Below are 18249 nucleotides of genomic sequence, written 5' to 3' on the forward strand. Positions count from 1 at the left end.
GTCCGGCGTTTGAGGACGAGGCCCCTTCAGGGCCGAAGCGGGGGTCTGGGGGCGGCAGCCCCCAGGGACCGGGGTCGAAGGGGCAGCGCCCCTGGGGACGGGACGGGTAGGGGCGGCGGGGGCGAGAAAAGCCCCCCATCCCCCCGGCGGCTCGCCACGCCCGGTCCCGAAGGGCCCCCGCCGCCGCTCACGCCGCGCCGGGGGCATAACGTGAGGAGTCGTACGCCTGAGCCGGGAGGAGATTACGGATGGGCAGCCGCACCGCACTGGTCGAGGATCTGATGGAGCGATTCCCGCACGTACCGCGGGAAGCCGTCTTCAAAGAGGATCTGCTCCGGGGCGGAGTGGCCTTCGACGCCTCCGCCCTCAGTGACAACGAGGGCGGTGAGGTCAAGCCGAAGTCGTACTTCATCTTCTCCTTCGACCACGGCACCCTGCCCGAGCTCGGCGAGGCCGCGCTGCGCCGCCCGCCGGAGGAGATCATCCTCACCGGCGGCCCGTACGACCTGCGTCGCACCGTCGTCTCGGTGCGGGTGAACCCGTCGTCGCCGTACCGCGTGGCCGCCGACGAGGAGGGGCTGCTCGGGCTCTACCTCGACGGGAAGCGGATCGCCGACGTCGGTGTCCCGCCCATGCCCGAGTATTACCGGCACAAGCTCTCCAACGGGAAGTCCGTCATGGAGGTGGCCCCCACCATCCAGTGGGGCTACCTCATCTACCTCACCGTCTTCCGGGTCTGCCAGTACTTCGGCGCCAAGGAGGAGTGCCAGTACTGCGACATCAACCACAACTGGCGCCAGCACAAGGCGGCAGGGCGCCCGTACACGGGTGTGAAGGATGTCGAGGAGGTGCTGGAGGCCCTCGAGATCATCGACCGGTACGACACCGCCAAGGCGTCCACCGCCTACACCCTCACTGGCGGCGCGATCACCAAGACGGTCGCCGGCCGGGACGAGGCCGACTTCTACGGGCACTACGCCAAGGCCATCGAGGAGCGCTTCCCGGGGCGCTGGATCGGCAAGGTGGTGGCGCAGGCGCTGCCGCGCGACGACGTCCAGCGGTTCAAGGACTACGGCGTGCAGATCTACCACCCCAACTACGAGGTGTGGGACGAGTACCTGTTCAAGATGTACTGCCCGGGCAAGGAGCGATACGTCGGCCGCGACGAATGGCACAAGCGGATCCTCGACTCCGCGGAGATCTTCGGCGCGCGCAACGTCATCCCCAACTTCGTGGCGGGCGTGGAGATGGCCGAGCCCTTCGGGTTCAAGACGGTCGACGAGGCGATCGACTCGACCATCGAGGGCCTGCGCTTCTTCATGTCGCACGGCATCACGCCCCGCTTCACCACCTGGTGCCCCGAGCCCACCACCCCGCTCGGCAAGGCCAACCCGCAGGGCGCGCCGCTGGAGTACCACATCCGCCTGCTGCAGGCCTATCGCCAGACGATGGACGACTTCGGGCTGTCCTCGCCCCCCGGCTACGGCCCGCCCGGCCCCGGCCGCGCGGTGTTCTCGGTGAGCTCCTTCATGGACAGCCTTCCGGCGGGGGAGTCAGCGAAGGTGTAGCTGTAGCGGGGGAGTCCGCGACGGTGTATTTGAGACGGACGGGGCCTGCGTCCGTACCAGTGGCTGGAGTTGCGGGGCGCCTCGGTCCGACATGACATCTGAACACGGCGCTTGTCAGTTGTGCAGGAACCGTGAAAAGCTCATGCCCTGCCGCGAGGTTCCCCCCAACTCCATTGCCAATATGGCGAGTTGACCTCGCATGTGGATGCAGGAGACTCATGCCCGACCTGCCGACTCCCCAGGACGCCACCGAGGCCGCGCTGTTCTCCGAGTGCTGGGACGCCGTGCTGTCGTACGCCGATCTGTGCACGGCCGGCTCCACCGCGGCCGGCCAGCTGGCCGCGGAGGCGTTTTCGACCGGCATACGCGAGGCCCGCGAGGCCGAGGCCGGATCCTTCCGAGGCGCGGGCCGCCGCTCGGCCCGGCTGCCGCGGATCCCCCTGCTGCTGACCGCCGTACGCACCACGGCGGCCACCTGGGAGGAGACCGGGCAGGGCCACAAGCTCGACCCCGACCTGCGCCTGTGGCTCAACTCCGACAAGGCCGCCCGCTACACCGGGCCCCCACTGCAGCGCCCGCTCGCGCTGCGTGGACTGCGTGACATGCAGGAACCGGACGCGGCGCTGCTGTGGCTGACCGAGGTGGAGGCGCTGCCGCCGGCCGTCGTGGCCCGTCGGCTCGGCCTCGACCCGGACACCGTCGCCGAGGAACTCGCCCAGGTCCGGGGCCTGTTCAGGGACCGCTGCCAGCGCAACCACCTCGACACGCCGATGGACCCGCAGTGCCGCAGCTACGCACGCCTCCTCGACGCCGTGACCCGCTCGACGGCGGCCGACACCCCGGAAGACCTCTCCCGCCACCTCGCCACCTGCGTGGAGTGCGCCGAGGCCGCCGCCTGTCTGCGGCTGCACGGCGGCGGGCTGCCCGGGGCGCTCGCCGGCGGGGTGATCGGCTGGGGCGGCCTCGCCTACCTGGAGCGCCGCCGCCGGGCCGCCGAGGTGCGCCTCGGCGCCGGACGCCCCGACCGGCCGGACGCGGACGCCCCGCCCAGCACCGGGGCGCACAAGGCACGCGTCGTGCGCAGCGGCCTCCTCGTCGCCGCCGTCCTCGTCTCCGCGCTCGCCCTCGCGGTGTCGATGATGCCCGGCGGCTCCACCGGCGACGGCACCGTGGCGGGCGGCGACCCGTCCGACCGCCAGCCGGTCTCCGGCCCCGACTTCTCCGCACCGGTCACGGGCGCCACCCAGTCGGCGTCGGCCTCGTCGGCCGCGCACTCCCCGGAGCCGTCGGAGACCGGCACCCGGCGCGACTCACCCGCGCCGAAGAACCCCGACCCGGAGCCCCAGGGCACCCAGTCCTCCCCGGCCGGTGAGGACGATCCGAAGCCGTCCGCGAGCGAACCGGCCTCCTGCAGCGTCCAGTACGACCTCGTCAACGAATGGCCCGACGGCTTCCAGGCCACCGTCACCGTCACCACCGAACGGGCCCTCGACGGCTGGCGCGTCGCCTGGTCCTTCCGGGACGGCCAGCAGGTCGGCCAGATGTGGGACGCGAGCGTCGCCCAGAACGGCTCCCGGGTGACGGCCACGGCCGCGGACTACAACAAGACCGTCGCCGAGAACGGCACCCTCTCCTTCGGCTTCATCGCCTCGTGGGAGGGCGAGAACTCACCGGCGTACGACTTCGCGTTGAACGGGCACGACTGTGCCTAAAACCGGTTGACGGGCCTTCATGGGGCCGGGCTAGAGTGACGGCGGTTCGGGGCGGTGGCCGGTGGCTGCCGCCGTCGAAGCAGACGTGTGTGAAGCAGATGTGTGTGAGGAGGTGTCGACCGATGGCTGTCATGGCGATGAGCGCTGCTCGCATCCAGATCCAGTTCATCAAGTCCACCTCCGTGGCCGTCGGCTGATCCCACCTCATCTCCCCGCGTCATGCGTACGCGGCTGCCGGGGCCACCCTTGTGAAGGGTCACCCTTGACTTCCTCCTCTGTTTTCTCCGCGTTGGCTCCCTACGGCTGGGACTCGGCCTGGGCCGACGCGTTCACCCCGTACGACGCCGAGGGGCTGCTGCCCGGGCGCGTGGTGCGGGTCGACCGCGGGCAGTGCGACGTCGTCACCGCCGAGGGCGTCGTACGCGCCGACACGGCCTTCGTCACCCCGCACGATCCGATGCGGGTCGTGTGCACCGGTGACTGGGTCGCCGTCGAACCCGCGGGCACCAATCCCCGATACGTACGCACGTATCTGCCACGCCGTACCGCCTTCGTGCGCTCCACCTCCTCCAAGCGGTCCGAGGGGCAGATCCTCGCCGCCAACGTCGACCACGCGATCGTCGCCGTGTCGCTGGCCGTCGAGCTCGACCTCGGCCGGATCGAGCGGTTCCTCGCGCTGGCCTGGGAGTCGGGCGCGCAGCCGGTGGTCGTCCTCACCAAGGCCGACCTCGTGCCGGACGCGGTGACGCTGGCGCATCTCGTCCAGGACGTGGAACTCACGGCGCCGGGGGTGCCCGTGCTGCCGGTCAGCGCCATGGACGGGGACGGGCTCGACGTGCTCGTCGCGGTCGTCTCCGGAGGCACGTCCGTGCTGCTCGGGCAGTCCGGTGCGGGCAAGTCGACGCTCGCGAACGCGCTGCTCGGCGAGGACGTCATGGAGGTCCAGGCCACCCGTGACATGGACGGCAAGGGCCGCCATACGACCACCACGCGCAACCTTCTCGCCCTGCCCGGCGGCGGGGTCCTGATCGACACCCCGGGGCTGCGGGGCGTCGGGCTCTGGGACGCCGGTACCGGGGTCGGGCAGGTCTTCTCGGAGATCGAGGAGCTGGCCGAGGGGTGCCGTTTCCAGGACTGTGCGCATGATGCCGAGCCGGGGTGCGCGGTGCGCTCCGCCATTGACGCCGGTGAGCTGCCGGTGCGGCGGCTGGAGAGTTACCGGAAACTGATGCGGGAGAACCAGTGGATCGTGGCCAAGACGGACGCGAGGGTCCGTGCGGAGCTGCGGCGGGACTGGAAGCGGAAGGGGGCTGAGGGCCGGGCGGCGATGGAGGCGAAGCGGGGGCGGTGGCGGTAGCGCCTAGTGGGGTGCTTCGTCTGGCGGTCGGCGGCTGCGGACTCGTTGTGGCTGGTCGCGCAGTTCCCCGCGCCCCTGAGGGGCGCGGCCAGCGCCGTGTCCGATTTCCGCCAGCGGCATTCTCGTACCTCGCCCACACTGGACCGTGTGATGGACGAAGACACCAGGTACGAGGCGGTGCGCAGCCGTGACGGTCGGTTCGACGGCGAGTTCTTCTTCGGTGTCGAGACGACCGGCATCTACTGCCGCCCCAGCTGCCCGGCGGTCACGCCGAAGCGGTGCAACGTGCGGTTCTTCGCGACGGCCGCCGCCGCGCAGGGCTCGGGTTTCCGGGCCTGCCGGCGGTGTCGGCCGGACGCCGTGCCGGGGTCCGCGGAGTGGAATGTGCGGGCCGACGTGGTGGGGCGGGCGATGCGGCTGATCGGCGACGGGGTCGTCGACCGGGAAGGTGTCGCCGGGCTCGCCGCGCGGCTCGGCTACAGCGCACGGCAGGTGCAGCGGCAGCTCACCGCCGAGCTCGGCGCCGGGCCCGTGGCGCTCGCCAGGGCCCAGCGGGCGCACACCGCGCGTGTGCTGCTGCAGACCACCGAGCTGCCGATCACCGAGATCGCGTTCGCCGCCGGTTTCGCCAGCGTGCGGCAGTTCAACGACACCGTCCGGGAGGTGTACGCGTCGACGCCGAGCGAGCTGCGGGCGGCCGCCGCACGCAGGGCCTCCCGGCGGGGGGCCACCCCGTCCGCCGGGATCCCGCTGCGGCTCGCCTACCGGGGGCCGTACCAGACACGTGCGGTCTTCGACCGGCTGGAACGCGAGGCCGTGCCCGGTGTCGAGGACGTCGGTGGGCCGTACGGGCGCCGGACGTACCGGCGCACCCTCCGGCTGCCGCACGGCACCGGGATCGTCGCCGTCGACGAGCGTCCCGGCCTGCCGAGGACGCCGTCCGCCACCCACCCCGGCGGCTGGCTCGACGCCCGCCTGCACCTCACCGACCCGCGCGACCTGACGACTGCCGTGCAGCGTCTGAGGCGTCTCTTCGACCTCGACGCCGACCCGTACGCCGTCGACGAGCGGCTCGGAGCCGATCCGCAGCTCGCCGCACTCGTGGCCGCAAGGCCAGGCCTGCGGTCACCCGGTGCCGCGGACGCGGAGGAGATGGCGGTGCGGGCACTGGTCGGGCCGGCGGAGGCCGAGCAGCTGGTGCGGCGGTACGGCAAGGCGCTCGACTCGCCCTGCGGCAGCCTCACCCATCTGTTCCCCGAAGCGGCCGTCCTCGCCGAGGCCGAGTCCGACTCCGGTGGTCCTCTGGGCGCGCTCGCCGCCGCCCTCGCCGACGGTGCCGTACGGCTGGACCCGGGCGCAGACCGGGACGAGGCGCGGCGTGCGCTGCTCGCCCTGCCCGGTCTGGACGCCCGTGCCGTCGCCGTCATCCGCAGCCGTGCCCTCGGCGATCCGGACGTCGCGCCGCCCGGCGTGGCCGTCCCCGACAGCTGGCGCCCCTGGCGCTCCTACGCCTGGCAACACCTGCTCGCAGCAGGGGAGTTGGAGCAAGCATGACCACCCAGACCTCGACCCACTGGACCGAGCTCGACAGCCCGCTCGGCCGTCTCCTCCTCACCGCCGATCCCTCGACCGGCGTCCTGACCTCCCTCTCCGTGCCCGGCCAGAAAGGCGGCCGTGCCGTCCAGGAGGGCTGGCGGCACGACCCCGCGCTCTTCCGCGCGGCCGAGGAACAGCTCGCCGCCTACTTCGCCGGTGAACTCAAGGAGTTCCGGCTGGAGTTGCGCAGTGACGGCAGTGAGTTCCGGGAGCGGGTCTGGGCTGCCCTCGACGCCGTTCCGTACGGGGCGACCACCACGTACGGCGAGATCGCCGCACGGATCGGCGCCTCGCGTGCCGCCGTTCGGGCCGTCGGCGGAGCGATCGGCGCCAACCCGCTGCTGATCCTGCGGCCGTGCCACCGTGTGATCGGCGCCGACGGGTCACTGACCGGGTACGCGGGCGGCCTGGAGCGCAAGGTGCGGCTGCTCACGCTGGAGGGCGCCGTCCAGGCCCCCGCCTGAGATCAGGCCTCCTCCAGCCCCCAGCTGCGGACCCACCGCGGATGGATGCGGATGACCTCCTCGCTGAAGTACGGGCCCAACTCGTGCGGGCCCGTGAGGAGTTCCGCGTCCCCGCGGATCTCGATCCCGCGCACCCGCCACGGCCGTACGCTGACGAGGTCGTCGACGACGAGCGCGGCCTTCGGGTTCTTCTGCAGGTTGCGCCACTTCTTGGTGGTGCCCATCGCGCTGCCGCCGATCAGGATCGTCCCGTCCTCCTGGGGGAAGAAGCCGACGGGGTTCGCCTGCGGCTGCCCCGCCGGGTCCACGGTGGCCAGCCGCCCCAGCCGCTGCGATCTCAGGTACGCGCGTTCCGCCTCGCTCAATTCGGTCATGCGGCCAGCGAAACACGTCCGTACCCGCGGCGCATCGGCCCCTTGACCTAGGTCTGTCGCGGACGTGGCTCGGCCCGCAAGCTCCCGGACCGGGTCGGTGACCGGTTCAGGCCCACACCGCCTTGACCACTGCGTGGCCGGCTGCAGCCGCCCGCCCGTAGAACTCTTGGAGGTCCGTGTGATGGTTGAGGAACTCCTGCCTGGCCTGCTCCTCGTCCCAGCCGTAGCCGGCGAGCTTGGCACTGGCGACGTCCCACAGGTCGTCGAAGGAGACGCTCGCGAGGAAGTCTGCGGCCTGTGACACACATGGCGGCTCCAGAATCATCAGGGGTGGGTTGGAGGGGTCGGCGTCGGCGCTGTGTGCTACGGGGCGGCCGCCGTAGATCGGCAGCGTCCAGGAGTCGTCGGCGTCCGCCTCGAGGACATCGGCTGCTGTGTAGAGGTCATTGACGGAGTTCCAGATCTTGTTCATCGAGTCGGCGATACCCGCCGCGTACTCGGCGGCGTGGTTGTCCCAGGCGTCGGCCATGAACGCCGCAAGCCAGGTGTGGTCGTCCCGGATCTCGGACTCCGCGACGGCGCGAAGGTGCAGGTGGATGCTCACGGCGACGAGTCCTCCAGTTCAGCGGCCCCGTTGTCGGGCCGAACGGACAGAACTTATGCGACGGCACTGACAGCGAGACGTGCCGTCTCGTGGTGCGGAACCCCGGGCTCCGGACGGGCTGGGCATGGCGCCTCCTCGCGGCTTGTGCAGTCGTGCGATCGATGGGCTCGCGAATATGGCATGACGGACCCGAGGTATCAGCCCCAGAGCACGGCCCCCACCCACGCCCCCGCGATCAGCTGGCACGTGAACAGCTCCGCCAGCACACTCGACCCGCCCGACCGCATCGCCGTCCGCAGCGCCGCCATCGCCTCACCGTGGCGACCGAGACGGAACCGTTCCTCGAGGTAGATGCCGGCCATGAAGCCGGGGATCGAGCCGAGCACGGGAAGCAGCAGGAAGCCCAGGAACGACCCCGCTCCCGCGTACACCGCCATGTGACGGTCGGCCCAGCCCGGACGCAGCCGGCGCGGCGGCAGCGCCCAGCGCACCACCTGGGAGAGGAACAGGGCCACGGTGGCCCCCACGAGCACCCACCACGCGACCGGCTGGGGATCCTGCAGGGCCCACCACATGACCGCGGCCCACACCAGCCACGACCCCGGCACCCCGGGCACCAGCACGCCGCACAGGCCGAGCAGGAGGACCAGGCCGACCAGCACGAGGTCCCACACTCCCATCTGACCAGAGTGCCGGAGCTCGCGAGCACGCGCAGATCAGCCGTATCGCCGCAGGTCCGCCGTCACCCCTGCCGCCACAGGGACACGCCGGTCACCCCTGCCGCTCCCGGGCCACCCACCCCCGCTCATACGCGTGCCACCCCAGTTGCAGCCGCGTCGTCACCCCGGTCAGCTCCATCAGCCGCTTCACCCGGCGCTGCACGGTCCTCAGGCCCAGGTCCAGCTGCTTGGCCACGCTCGCGTCGGTCAGGCCGGCCAGCAGCAGGGACAGCACCTCCAGGTCGGTGTCGTCGGGCCCGTCCGGCTGCTGCTCGGTGACGCCGGACGCGCCGAGCCGTACCGGCAGCGCCTCCCGCCACACCGACTCGAACAGCCCGGAGAGCAGCTCCAGGAGCCCGCCTGCGCGGACGACCAGCGCGGCCGGCTCCGAGGCGTGCGAGGTGAGCGGCACCAGGGCGAGCGTCCGGTCGGCGATCACCAGCCTGGTCGGGACCTCGTCCACGACCCGCACCTGCTCCTCGCGGCCGAGGGCGGCGGACAGCTCGGTGACACCGTGCGGCTGGTCGAGGACCGAGCGTTCCAGCACCACCCGGTGGCGGACGCCGCGGCCGGCGACCTGCTCCTCCGCGTGGCTCTCCACGCCGGTGACGGCGGCCGGGGCGCCGGTGACCAGCGCGCACACCTCCTTGCTCGCGCCCAGCCGGAGCTGCAGGAAGCGCTGCGCCACCGCGGCCGCCCCGGTCACCACCTCGACCAGGTCGTGCACGGCGGGCTCGGCGGCCGCCGCCCGGTACTCCTCGGCGAGCATCGCGGCCGCCAGCTCCGCCTTCTCCAGCTCGTGCCGCCGCTGGGTGAGCAGCGCGCCCAGAGCCACCGCGGGCGGCGCGGCGACCCAGCGGCCGGGCCGCGCCGAGGACTGCGCCGCGAGCCCGTGCCGCTCCAGCCGGCGCAGGGCGCGTTCGGTGTCGTACTCGCCGAGCGTCAGCCGTCGCGCGAGATCCGGTACGTCGGCGGCGCCCACGGACACCAGGGTCCGGTACGCCGACTCGTGCGTCTCGTCGAGACCGATCGCTCCCAGCATTCGGGCCGCGCCCCTCCCCAGTCGAACACCGCTGTCCGGTCCGTCCCGGAAGACAGCCAGGGCGTAAAACCGCCTCAGCACATCATCGCCGCAGAGGGCGATCTTGTTTCGCAAGGCTGTTCAACACCTCACTCGACCCGCCGTTTTCCACGCCGCGTACCGGGGCGGATTTTCCGGATGCCCCGTTTTCATCCTGGCCGTGCGGTGGACAATTGGGGGCATGAGCCAGCAGGGGGGAAGGCCCACGGGTCACGAGGACGACTGGTGGGGGCAACTGTACGGCGACACCGCCGAGGACACGGGCCCGACTACGGCACCCGATTCACTGGACGACCGGTTCGCTTCGGCGGCGGGGGCGGTGAACCAGGGGACGGGTGCCACGGTTCCGGCGCCGAGGGCCGACACGGATGCCATAGGGCGGCCGTCGGCGTTTCCGCCCGGTCTGCCGAAGCCGCCCGGATTCACGGTGGAGGAGCCCCAGGAGCGTCCGACGCCGACGAGTGACGACGAGCCCCGCCCCGCAACCCGCCTCGACTACGTGGGCAACGGCCCTCCCACCTACGCCCCCGAACCCACCGCCCTCCCACCCGCGGACCCCGACGACCTCGACGACCTGGTCGCCGACACCGTCCTGGACGGCGCGCACTACGGCGCCTGCACCCTGCGCGCCGTCTCCCTGCGCGGAGACTCCGCCCGCTACCGGGGCGAGCCCCGCCGCGACTCCCTCCTCACCGCCCGCTTCGGCACCGGCGAACTCGCCCTGGTCCTCGTGGCGATGGCGACCGGCGCCCGAGCCACCCCGAACGCGCATCGCGCCGCAGCCGAGGCCTGTCACTGGATCGGCCGGGCCGTCGGCCGCAGCCAGCCGAGGCTCGCGGAGGACATCAGGGCCGCACGGCGCGGCGACCTCAAGTCCGGCCTGCACCGCCTCACCGACCGCAGTCTCGGCAAACTCCGCGCCAGCGCGGCAGAACAGGGCATCGAACCGGAGGAGTACGGCGCGACGCTGCGCTGCCTCCTGCTCCCGGCCGACCCCGAGTGCCGTACACGTGTCTTCTTCGGCGTCGGGGCAGGAGGGCTGTTCCGACTGCGGGACGGCGAATGGCAGGACATCGAGCCCCGCGCCACCGACGCCACCGGCGATCCCGTCGTCGGCTTCGGCTCGCTCCCCGCAGAGACCCCCGAGGGCGACCGCCTCACCATGGACCTCGGCATCACCACACCCCCGAGCCCCTACGACCCCGACCCGGAACCGCCCCGCGAACCCTTCCGCTTCCGTGCCTCGGTGGCCCGCCCGGGCGACACCCTCCTGATGTGCACCGGTGGCCTGGCCGACCCGCTGCGCGGCGAACCCGAACTCGCCGCCTATCTGACCGGACGGTGGTCCGCCCCCGAACCGCCCGGCCTCGCCGCGTTCCTCGCCGACACCCAGGTCCGGGTCAAGGGGTACGCCGACGACCGCACGGCCGCCGCCGTGTGGGAGACCTAGCCCGGCCCGGGTCGTACGGCTCAGGAGTACGGCACCCACTTGCGCGCCGAGGTGTCGTACCCGTAACTCGGCAGCCCCTCGATGCTCGTCGTACGGAACGGGCGGCCGTGGTCGTCGATGCGGACCGTGCCGGTGCGGCCCTGGGAGGACCAGTCCAGTTCGAGGTACCAGCTGCAGTCGCAGCCCTTCGTCTGCGCGTCGACCAGCAGCACCTCCGGATCCTCGGCGGACACGCGGTACGGCAGCCGCATCGCCGGGATCGGGGTGCCCGTGTCGTTGCCGTCGACCGGGCGGGCGATGGGCCGGTCCTTGTCCAGGTCGACGTCGAAGTAGCGGGGCGTCAGCGCTCCGCCGCAGCCGTTGTCCATGGCGTACGAGTTGCCCTCGACGGGCGTCGAGCGGCCGACGACGCGCACCCGGAGCGCCTCCAGGACGACGGCCGTGGACGTCCGCCCCTGCACCGAGATCTCCACCATCGTCTGCCGCCCGTGCACCGCGCTCTGCGTCGCCGCCCAGGTCCGGGCGTCCTGCGGGGCCGGGGGCGGGGGGACCTGCTGCGGGGACTTGGAGATGACGTAGTCGTGGCCGCAGCCGGCCTGCCAGGCATGGGAGTTGGCGCTCCAGGTGAGCGGGACGCCTGTCGAGGGCTGCTTCTGGGCGGCCTCCTTCGACGGGCTGCCGGCGGTGGCCGTGGGCTTCGACGAGGACTTCTTCTCTGCCGAGGTGCCGGGTGAGGGCGACTGCGTGGTGCTGGAGGAGGGCTTCGGCGACGCGGTCGAGGTCGGGCGGGGCGTGCCCGCCGTGGTCGTACGGGTCGGATCGGCGCCCTGCACGGTGTCGCTCGCCCGGGGACGGTCGTCGTCCGGCAGGGCGGAGAGGCTGCCCAGCGTGGCGAGAAGCGCCGTGGCCACGGCTGCGGTGACCAGGAGGCGCCGGCGGCGGTACCAGGGGCGGCGGGGAGGCTCGGTCGGTGCCGGTGGTCCGGGTAACGGTTGCCGGATTTCCTGAGCGTCGGGGCCCGGCTCCTCCGGCTCCGGTTCGGCGGACTCCGGCTCTACGGCCGTCTCCGAAGCGGCCGTCTCCGAGAGGGAACCGCCCTTCGAGGAGGCGGCGCTGTCCTCCGCAGGGGCGCCTGCCGTCCGCGCCCGCTGTCGCGCCGCCACCGCCAGGATCCACAGCCGGTGCAGCTCCAGCCGCTCCTCCGGCGTCGCCCGGCACAGCGCGGCGAAGCGTTCCACGGGCGCGAAGTCGACGGGGACCGCGTCACCGGCGCAGTAGCGGTGCAGCGTGGAGGTGTTCATGTTCAGGCGGCGGGCCAGCTGACCGTAGCTGCGGTCGGTGCGCTCCTTCAGCCGTGTGAGCAGTGCCGCGAACTCCTGGACGTCGTCCTGCACTTCGGACACCGTTCCCCCGCTCCTCCCCGTCCCGGGACAGGCATCCCAGGCACCCCATATACCTGCACGTCACAAGGGCTGGGATGGTTCCACCGTCGCGGATCGGGCGCCGGAGGTTGCGTCCGCCGACTGTGACGGCTGATGCTCTTGGTGTCGCACCGGCCGGGCCGACAGGGCCCAGGGACCGGACGGACCATCCGGCGCCGGTGACGACCCACTACCGATCGTTCACGCACTCATCTCACTCACGGGGGACACCCATGCCCAAGCGCACCCGAGCCGGCGCGCTCGCCGCACTCGCCGTCGCCGGCCTCGCCGCAGGCGCCGCACTCACCGCCGCACCGGCCGGCGCCGCGACGAAGGCGCCCGCGCCGAAGTTCCTGTCGGCGTCCGAACTCCCGCCGCACCCTTCCTCCGCCTGGACCGCCGGCAAGGTCACCGACGGCGTCCCGGAGGAGATGCAGGGCTGCCTGGGCGACGCGCTGCTCGGCTACGACTCCCGCTACCGCACCTTCCGCACCGACCTCGAGACCGGCGCCGAGCAACTCAACGTCGTCGTCGGAGACAACGCCAAGGCCAAGGCCCTCGCCACCCGTCTCAACAAGGAGATCCGGTCCTGCGCCCTGCGCAGCGACGCCGACCCGGAGATCGAGGCCGAGTACCGCAGCTACGGCAGCCTGCCGGTCGAGGAGGGCGCCCGCGTCCACGGCGTCCACACCCGTACCTCCTGGGGCGCCATGGACATCCACCTCCTCTCCGTCGGGCGGGACGGCGGCACCGTCACCGTCGTGCAGTGGGGGCAGATGGGCGACTTCACGGACGCGCCGGTGAAGGCGTTCAAGAAGACGACCACCACCGCGGTGAACAAGCTCTACTGACCGGCCCACCACCGGACCACCACCCAGTGGGGCCGCCCTCCCGGACGGGGGTCGGGCGGGCGGCCCCGCACTCACGGCACGGCCGAATTCCGGCCAGTTTCCGCGACCGCGCGCATCGGCTCGGACAGCGCCTCGATGTCGAGCCCCACCTGCCCCACCTCCGCATCGAGTACGGCGGCGTCGGCAGGCCGTAGTCGACGGATGGGCCGGTCCTCCACCGCCAGGACGTCCCCAGGGCCGTCGGCTCCAAGCCGTGCGGGACCCCCCTGGTCGGCCGCCTCTTCCCGAGGCAGACGAACCGCCCCGCCTCCGCTCGCCGGATACCTGCCCGCGGCCTTGACGCGGGGCCCGTGGCCGGTGACCGACCGGGTCCGGTCGTCGTGTACGGCGACGACGGGGCGGCCGGTGGGTGGCGTTCCCGGTTCCATCCACCCCGCGCCGCCCGCCCCAACCATGGCCGAACACCTGGTCGTTGACGATTCGACATGACTGTCGGGGGTCCGACTGGGAAATGGTTCCCGTGAACGTGTTCGAGCCAGGAGGGGAACCGACATCGGCACGCGGGCGGGGGTCATGAAAAGGCAGGCACGGGGAGGCGGTCCCATCGCATACGGGGCCTCCTCGGTGGAGGCAGTGGAGGACAGGGCCGCGAGCGCCGGGGACCACACGCAGACGCCACAACTCAAGCGCAGACTGGGGCGGGCGGACCTGCGGGCCGTACCAGAGGCCCGCAAGGCCCTGCGCGAACTGCTACGGCACTGGGGGAGGCCGGGACGATCGGACATAGCCGAACTGCTCACCAGCGAACTCGTCACCAACGCGATCGTCCACACCGACCGTGAAGCAGTCCTGACGGCCACCGTCGGACCATGCGGACTCCGCGTGGAGGTGCGGGACTTCGTGGCCCGCCGGCCCAGACTGCGCGTACCGAACGCCGACGACGGTACGAACGGCAGAGGCCTGGTCCTGGTGCAGTCCCTCGCGGACGACTGGGGCGTACGGGCGCACGGGGTGGGGAAGGCGGTGTGGTTCGAACTCGACGCGGATGCCGCCTGACGACGGACGCGGACGCCGTATGGCCATGGCAACGGGAGCCGTATGGCCATGGCAACGGGAAGGGGCGCGACCCGGGTCCCGGATCGCGCCCCTTCCCGTCGATGAGAGGCGTTCTCAGCCGAACTGCTGCTCAAGATCCTTGAGCTTGCGCTCCAGGGAGTCGAGTCGCGGCAGCGCCATTGTGTCGTCCTCCGCGGTGAGGTCGACGGTCACCGGGTCAGAACCGGTGCGTACGGGCTGCAGTGAGGGACGCGAGCGCACGGGCAGTTGCTCCGGCGTGGATATGGCAGGCTCCGCGGTGACCCGGTCGGCCCGCTCCAGGGCCGCCTGCGGTTCGGCGTGCCGTCCGCCGCCACGGCCGACGAAGCCGCGGTGGCCCCGGCTGATGGCCTTCAGCTGGGCACGCTCCATGCGCTGCTGCTCGCGCCGGCGCAGTCGGGCCTCGTCCTTGGCCCGCTTGTCGTCACGGACCTCGTCGACCGCCTCGTCCAGACTGCGCACGCCCTCCAGCAGCATCAGCGACCAGGCCTTGTAGGTCTCGCGGGGCGCCCGCAGCCAGCGGACGATGCGGATCTGCGGGAGGGGTCTCGGCACCAGGCCCTGCTCGCGCAGGGCTGCCCGGCGGGTCTGCTTCAGCGCCCGGTCGAACAGCACCGCCGCGGACAGGGACATGCCCGCGAAGAAGTGCGGGGCGCCGTCGTGGCCCACGCCCCTGGGTGCGTGCACCCAGTTGAACCAGGCCGCGGCGGCCGCGAACGTCCACACGAGTATGCGGGAGCCGAGGGCCGCGTCACCGTGGCTCGCCTCGCGCACCGCGAGCACCGAGCAGAACATCGCGGCGCCGTCCAGGCCGAACGGCACCAGGTACTGCCAGCCGTTGTGCAGGCCGAGGTTCTGCTCACCGAAGCCGACCAGGCCGTGGAAGGAGAGGGCGGCAGCCACGGCCGCGCAGCAGAACAGCAGCACATAGGAGGCGGTGCCGTATATGGCCTCCTTGCGCCTGCGGCGCTCCTCACTGCGCTCCCACGAGTCGTCCGCGCTCGCGTCCTTCCCCGAGGCCTTCCCGCGCCGGAGCACCGCTATCGCCGCCAGCAGGCCCAGGAGCAGGACGGCGCCCGGAAGCAGCCAGTTCAGCGATATGTCGGTCAATCTCATCTGGGGTCCCTTGCATTGGGATAGGGCGTAACGCCCGCCATAGTGGCCCAATCCCACCGGCCCTCAGGGGGTTTCGGGGCAAGAGGCCGCCAAGGAAGTGCAAGGGGATGCCCAGGGCGGCGTTCTGCTCGAACTGCCGCGTGAGGGGCGGGAGTTGAGTTCGAATAAGACTACCCGGACGGGTGGTTCCACGGAAAGTTCCTGTGCTGAGTGAGGAAATTGTGAAACGCCTGTAACCGCAACGGATGTCCCGCTCGCGGGTGATCTTACGGCACCTCGTCCCAGGGCTGGCCTGAGGGGGCATCAACTCGCGGTTGCCAGAAGCCTGGTGACCCGGTCCGCATCGCAGGTGCGGGGGCAGGTGACGCAGGTGTCCTCGGGGCGCAGCGTGTAGAACATGCAGCAGCTCGCCCGGTCCCGGGTGGGCAGGGACTCGCCGTCGGGGCCGGTCAGCTCACGGAAGGCGGCCGAGCCGACGTACGGCTTCGTCGCGCCCGGCAGCAGCAGCTCCAGCTCGCGCCGGGCCCGGTCCTGCTCGCCGTCGCCGAACAGGTGGGCGACGTACCACAGGCCCTCCACGACCTCGTCGGTCGCCATGCCCCACAGTGCGCGTCCGCGTCGCCGCATGCGGGGCCCGAAGCCGGCGAGGACGGGTTCGAGGTGCTCGGCGACGGCGGCCCGTACCTCCTCTCGCAGCGCCTCCTCGTCGGGTACGACCCTGGCGCCGGGCAGTGTCGCCGCCGGGTCGCCGGGGAGGCAGGCGAACGTGGTCGGGCGGGCGGCGAGGCGGCCCATGGAGAGGCCGGGGGCGGTGCGGTCGTACGAGACATGTGTCACGGGGAAACGGGGGACGCGGCGCAGGAGGAACCAGGGCACGGTGATCAGCAGGCAGGCGGGCCAGGCGTAGCGGTGCAGGCCGAAGCTCGCGACGACGTCCGGGCGTGCGGGCTGTCCGTAGTCGCGCAGTATCTGTGCGTCGTCCCAGGCCAGGAATGCGTCGAGGCCGGTACCGCCTGCTGCGAGCGCCGTGGCGGGGATCCAGCCGCCGTGCCGGGGGAGCGGCTCGTCGGTGGCCGGCTGGGTGATGTCGAGCCCCGGGAAGGCCTCGGTGAGACGGGTGTACGCGTCCGCGAGGGCCGAGGGGGGCACAGGCATACTGGACCGCCGATCCGCGAGGCATTGAAGGTAAGGCTTACCTTACCCAAGATCGCTGCGATTTGAACTGTCGCGTTCTGCGCCTAAGGTGCTTGACGGGTGAGTAACAACCCGCCGTAATGACCCCAAGTACCGACACGTCCGGAGGAGGACCCGTGAAGCAGGGCGCGCAGGGCTCCGCGGGGACGGGGATTCCGCGGGTTTCCGGGGGTGCGGAGGCCTCGGACACGTCGGGAGCCTCAGGAGTCTCGAGAGTCTCGAGGGCGAATGGTCCGGGCGTCTCGGGAGTCTCGGATGTCTCGGCGGTCTCAGCGGCATCGGCGGGCTCGGGACCGTCGAGCGTCCGGAATGTCCGCTCGAGTGCGGCGGAGGCTCGGTCGGATGTTCCGGGAGCCGACCGGCCGGACGTGCCGCGGGTGCCTCGGGTGCCGCCCCAGGGCGGAGCTGCGGGCGGGGACCGGGGCCGGGTTCCGGGGGCCTCGGCGGCGCCGACGGCCCGTGGTGAGCACACGCACAGTGAGCTGCCGATCCCGCGGCCGCGGCCGGTCGTCCAGCGGGCCTCGGTGCGGGGGCAGATCCTCGACGCCCTGCGCACTGCGCTGGTCACCGGCGAGCTGACTCCCGGAGTGGTCTACTCGGCCCCCGCGCTCGGCGAACGCTTCGGCGTCTCCGCGACGCCGGTTCGGGAGGCCATGCAGCAGCTCGCGCTGGAGGGGGCCGTTGAGGTCGTCCCCAACCGGGGGTTCCGGGTGGTCGAACGCGGCGCCCGCGAACTGGCCGAACTGGCCGAGGTCCGCGCGCTGATCGAGGTCCCGGTGATGCTGCGGCTCGCCCGTACGGTCCCCGTCGAACGCTGGGCGGAACTGCGGCCGTTGGCCGAGGCGACGGTACGCGCGGCGTCGACCGGCTGCCGGGCGACCTACGCGGAGTCGGACCGCACCTTCCACCGCGCTGTGCTCTCGCTCTGCGGCAACGACCAACTCGTCCAGATCGCCGACGACCTCCACCGCCGCGCCCAGTGGCCGTTGGTGAGCGCCACCCGCCCACCCGCCCGCGGCCACGCCGACCTCATCGCCGATGCCGCGGAGCACACGGCGCTGCTGGATGCGTTGATCGCCGGGGAGTTGGAGGTCGTGCGGTCGCTGGTGGGGGAGCACTTCGCGGGTTCCTCCGGCGGTTGAGCCGGGATGCCTGCGGCTGGGTGGGGGTGCGCGTGGCCGATGCCTGCGGCGCCTGTGCGGCCTCGGTGGGGGTGCGCGTAGCGCCTGCGGGCCGGTGGGTGGGTCGGGGCCGTGCCGGGGGGGGTGTCCGTCCTCGGACCGGCGGCCGGGGCCGGACAGGGAGGTGCCGCTTCTTGACGCCGGCCACTGCGGGCGGACACCCCCCGGCACGTCCCCTGCCCGCCGTAGGCGACTGCGGCCCCAGGGCTCCGTCCGTCTCCCTCCCACTCGGAGGGGACAAGTGGCCGTCACCTCTCCGTGCCGGCCTTCATCTCTCAGCCCGTCCGGCGTTCGAGGGCGAGGGTGCGCCGTCCCTGACCTCCACCCACCCGCGGGGGGCACCTCTCCGTGCCGGCCTTCATCTCTCAGCGCGTCCGGCATTTGAGGACGAGGGCACACCGTCCCTGACCCCCACCCACCCGCGGGGGGGGGGGGCCACCTCTCGTGCCGGTCTTCATCTCTCGGC

17 protein-coding genes are annotated in these 18249 nt (G+C 72.2%); 9 read left to right on the plus strand and 8 right to left on the minus strand.

Annotated features, from left to right (window positions below; genetic code table 11):
* Window positions 1-248 precede the first annotated feature (248 nt).
* From ACZ7L6_RS00005 to ACZ7L6_RS00025, 5 genes are all read left to right on the plus strand, one after another.
* Window positions 249-1568, plus strand: a complete 1320-nt coding sequence (locus ACZ7L6_RS00005; protein ID WP_471919638.1) for a radical SAM protein — start codon at window positions 249-251, stop codon at window positions 1566-1568.
* A gap of 218 nt (window positions 1569-1786) precedes the next feature.
* On the plus strand, window positions 1787-3280 hold the full coding sequence (locus tag ACZ7L6_RS00010; RefSeq protein ID WP_471919639.1) for a cellulose binding domain-containing protein: 1494 nt from the start codon (window positions 1787-1789) through the stop codon (window positions 3278-3280).
* Window positions 3281-3542: 262 nt separating this feature from the next.
* Window positions 3543-4637 carry a ribosome small subunit-dependent GTPase A gene (gene rsgA, locus ACZ7L6_RS00015; protein ID WP_471919640.1) on the plus strand — a complete coding sequence of 365 codons (1095 nt, stop codon included), beginning with the start codon at window positions 3543-3545 and terminating at the stop codon, window positions 4635-4637.
* 150 nt (window positions 4638-4787) lie between these two features.
* Window positions 4788-6191 (plus strand): DNA-3-methyladenine glycosylase 2 family protein, encoded by a 1404-nt coding sequence (locus tag ACZ7L6_RS00020; protein WP_471920565.1) that lies wholly within the window; start codon window positions 4788-4790, stop codon window positions 6189-6191.
* On the plus strand, window positions 6188-6697 hold the full coding sequence (locus tag ACZ7L6_RS00025; RefSeq protein ID WP_471919641.1) for a methylated-DNA--[protein]-cysteine S-methyltransferase: 510 nt from the start codon (window positions 6188-6190) through the stop codon (window positions 6695-6697). Before ACZ7L6_RS00020 ends, ACZ7L6_RS00025 begins: the two co-directional genes overlap by 4 nt.
* Before the next feature lie 2 nt (window positions 6698-6699).
* Here ACZ7L6_RS00025 and ACZ7L6_RS00030 read toward each other — a convergent pair whose 3' ends face one another.
* The 4 genes from ACZ7L6_RS00030 to ACZ7L6_RS00045 form a co-directional block, all read right to left on the minus strand.
* Window positions 6700-7071: a PPOX class F420-dependent oxidoreductase gene (locus tag ACZ7L6_RS00030; protein ID WP_471919642.1), complete on the minus strand. Its 372-nt coding sequence runs from the start codon at window positions 7069-7071 to the stop codon at window positions 6700-6702.
* 106 nt (window positions 7072-7177) lie between these two features.
* Window positions 7178-7675, minus strand: coding sequence for a DUF1877 family protein (locus tag ACZ7L6_RS00035; RefSeq protein WP_471919643.1), 498 nt, complete (start codon window positions 7673-7675; stop codon window positions 7178-7180).
* Between the two features lie 197 nt (window positions 7676-7872).
* The gene (locus ACZ7L6_RS00040) at window positions 7873-8355 is read right to left on the minus strand and encodes a DUF456 domain-containing protein (protein WP_471919644.1); all 483 of its coding nucleotides are present in this window, start codon (window positions 8353-8355) and stop codon (window positions 7873-7875) included.
* Window positions 8356-8446: 91 nt separating this feature from the next.
* Window positions 8447-9436: a helix-turn-helix transcriptional regulator gene (locus tag ACZ7L6_RS00045; protein WP_471919645.1), complete on the minus strand. Its 990-nt coding sequence runs from the start codon at window positions 9434-9436 to the stop codon at window positions 8447-8449.
* A gap of 220 nt (window positions 9437-9656) precedes the next feature.
* Between ACZ7L6_RS00045 and ACZ7L6_RS00050 the strand changes: the two genes are divergently transcribed.
* Entirely contained in the window at window positions 9657-10925 is a 1269-nt protein-coding gene (locus ACZ7L6_RS00050) for a PP2C family serine/threonine-protein phosphatase (protein WP_471919646.1), read from the plus strand.
* A 20-nt stretch (window positions 10926-10945) separates the two neighbouring features.
* On the opposite strand, the gene ACZ7L6_RS00055 is transcribed toward ACZ7L6_RS00050, so the two are convergent.
* Window positions 10946-12328, minus strand: a complete 1383-nt coding sequence (locus ACZ7L6_RS00055; protein ID WP_471919647.1) for a helix-turn-helix domain-containing protein — start codon at window positions 12326-12328, stop codon at window positions 10946-10948.
* 251 nt (window positions 12329-12579) lie between these two features.
* Here ACZ7L6_RS00055 and ACZ7L6_RS00060 point away from each other — a divergent pair, with 251 nt between their 5' ends.
* Window positions 12580-13197 carry a hypothetical protein gene (locus ACZ7L6_RS00060; RefSeq protein WP_471919648.1) on the plus strand — a complete coding sequence of 206 codons (618 nt, stop codon included), beginning with the start codon at window positions 12580-12582 and terminating at the stop codon, window positions 13195-13197.
* A gap of 71 nt (window positions 13198-13268) precedes the next feature.
* On the opposite strand, the gene ACZ7L6_RS00065 is transcribed toward ACZ7L6_RS00060, so the two are convergent.
* Entirely contained in the window at window positions 13269-13652 is a 384-nt protein-coding gene (locus ACZ7L6_RS00065; RefSeq protein ID WP_471919649.1) for a hypothetical protein, read from the minus strand.
* A 178-nt stretch (window positions 13653-13830) separates the two neighbouring features.
* On the opposite strand from ACZ7L6_RS00065, the gene ACZ7L6_RS00070 reads away from it, so the two are divergent.
* Window positions 13831-14253 carry an ATP-binding protein gene (locus ACZ7L6_RS00070; RefSeq protein WP_471920566.1) on the plus strand — a complete coding sequence of 141 codons (423 nt, stop codon included), beginning with the start codon at window positions 13831-13833 and terminating at the stop codon, window positions 14251-14253.
* Window positions 14254-14367: 114 nt separating this feature from the next.
* On the opposite strand, the gene ACZ7L6_RS00075 is transcribed toward ACZ7L6_RS00070, so the two are convergent.
* Entirely contained in the window at window positions 14368-15408 is a 1041-nt protein-coding gene (locus ACZ7L6_RS00075; RefSeq protein WP_471919650.1) for a DUF2637 domain-containing protein, read from the minus strand.
* A gap of 303 nt (window positions 15409-15711) precedes the next feature.
* Window positions 15712-16563, minus strand: a complete 852-nt coding sequence (locus ACZ7L6_RS00080) for a (2Fe-2S)-binding protein (protein WP_471919651.1) — start codon at window positions 16561-16563, stop codon at window positions 15712-15714.
* A gap of 407 nt (window positions 16564-16970) precedes the next feature.
* On the opposite strand from ACZ7L6_RS00080, the gene ACZ7L6_RS00085 reads away from it, so the two are divergent.
* Window positions 16971-17744 carry a GntR family transcriptional regulator gene (locus ACZ7L6_RS00085; RefSeq protein ID WP_471919652.1) on the plus strand — a complete coding sequence of 258 codons (774 nt, stop codon included), beginning with the start codon at window positions 16971-16973 and terminating at the stop codon, window positions 17742-17744.
* Window positions 17745-18249 lie beyond the last annotated feature (505 nt).

The organism is Streptomyces sp. NPDC107522, assembly GCF_055657525.1.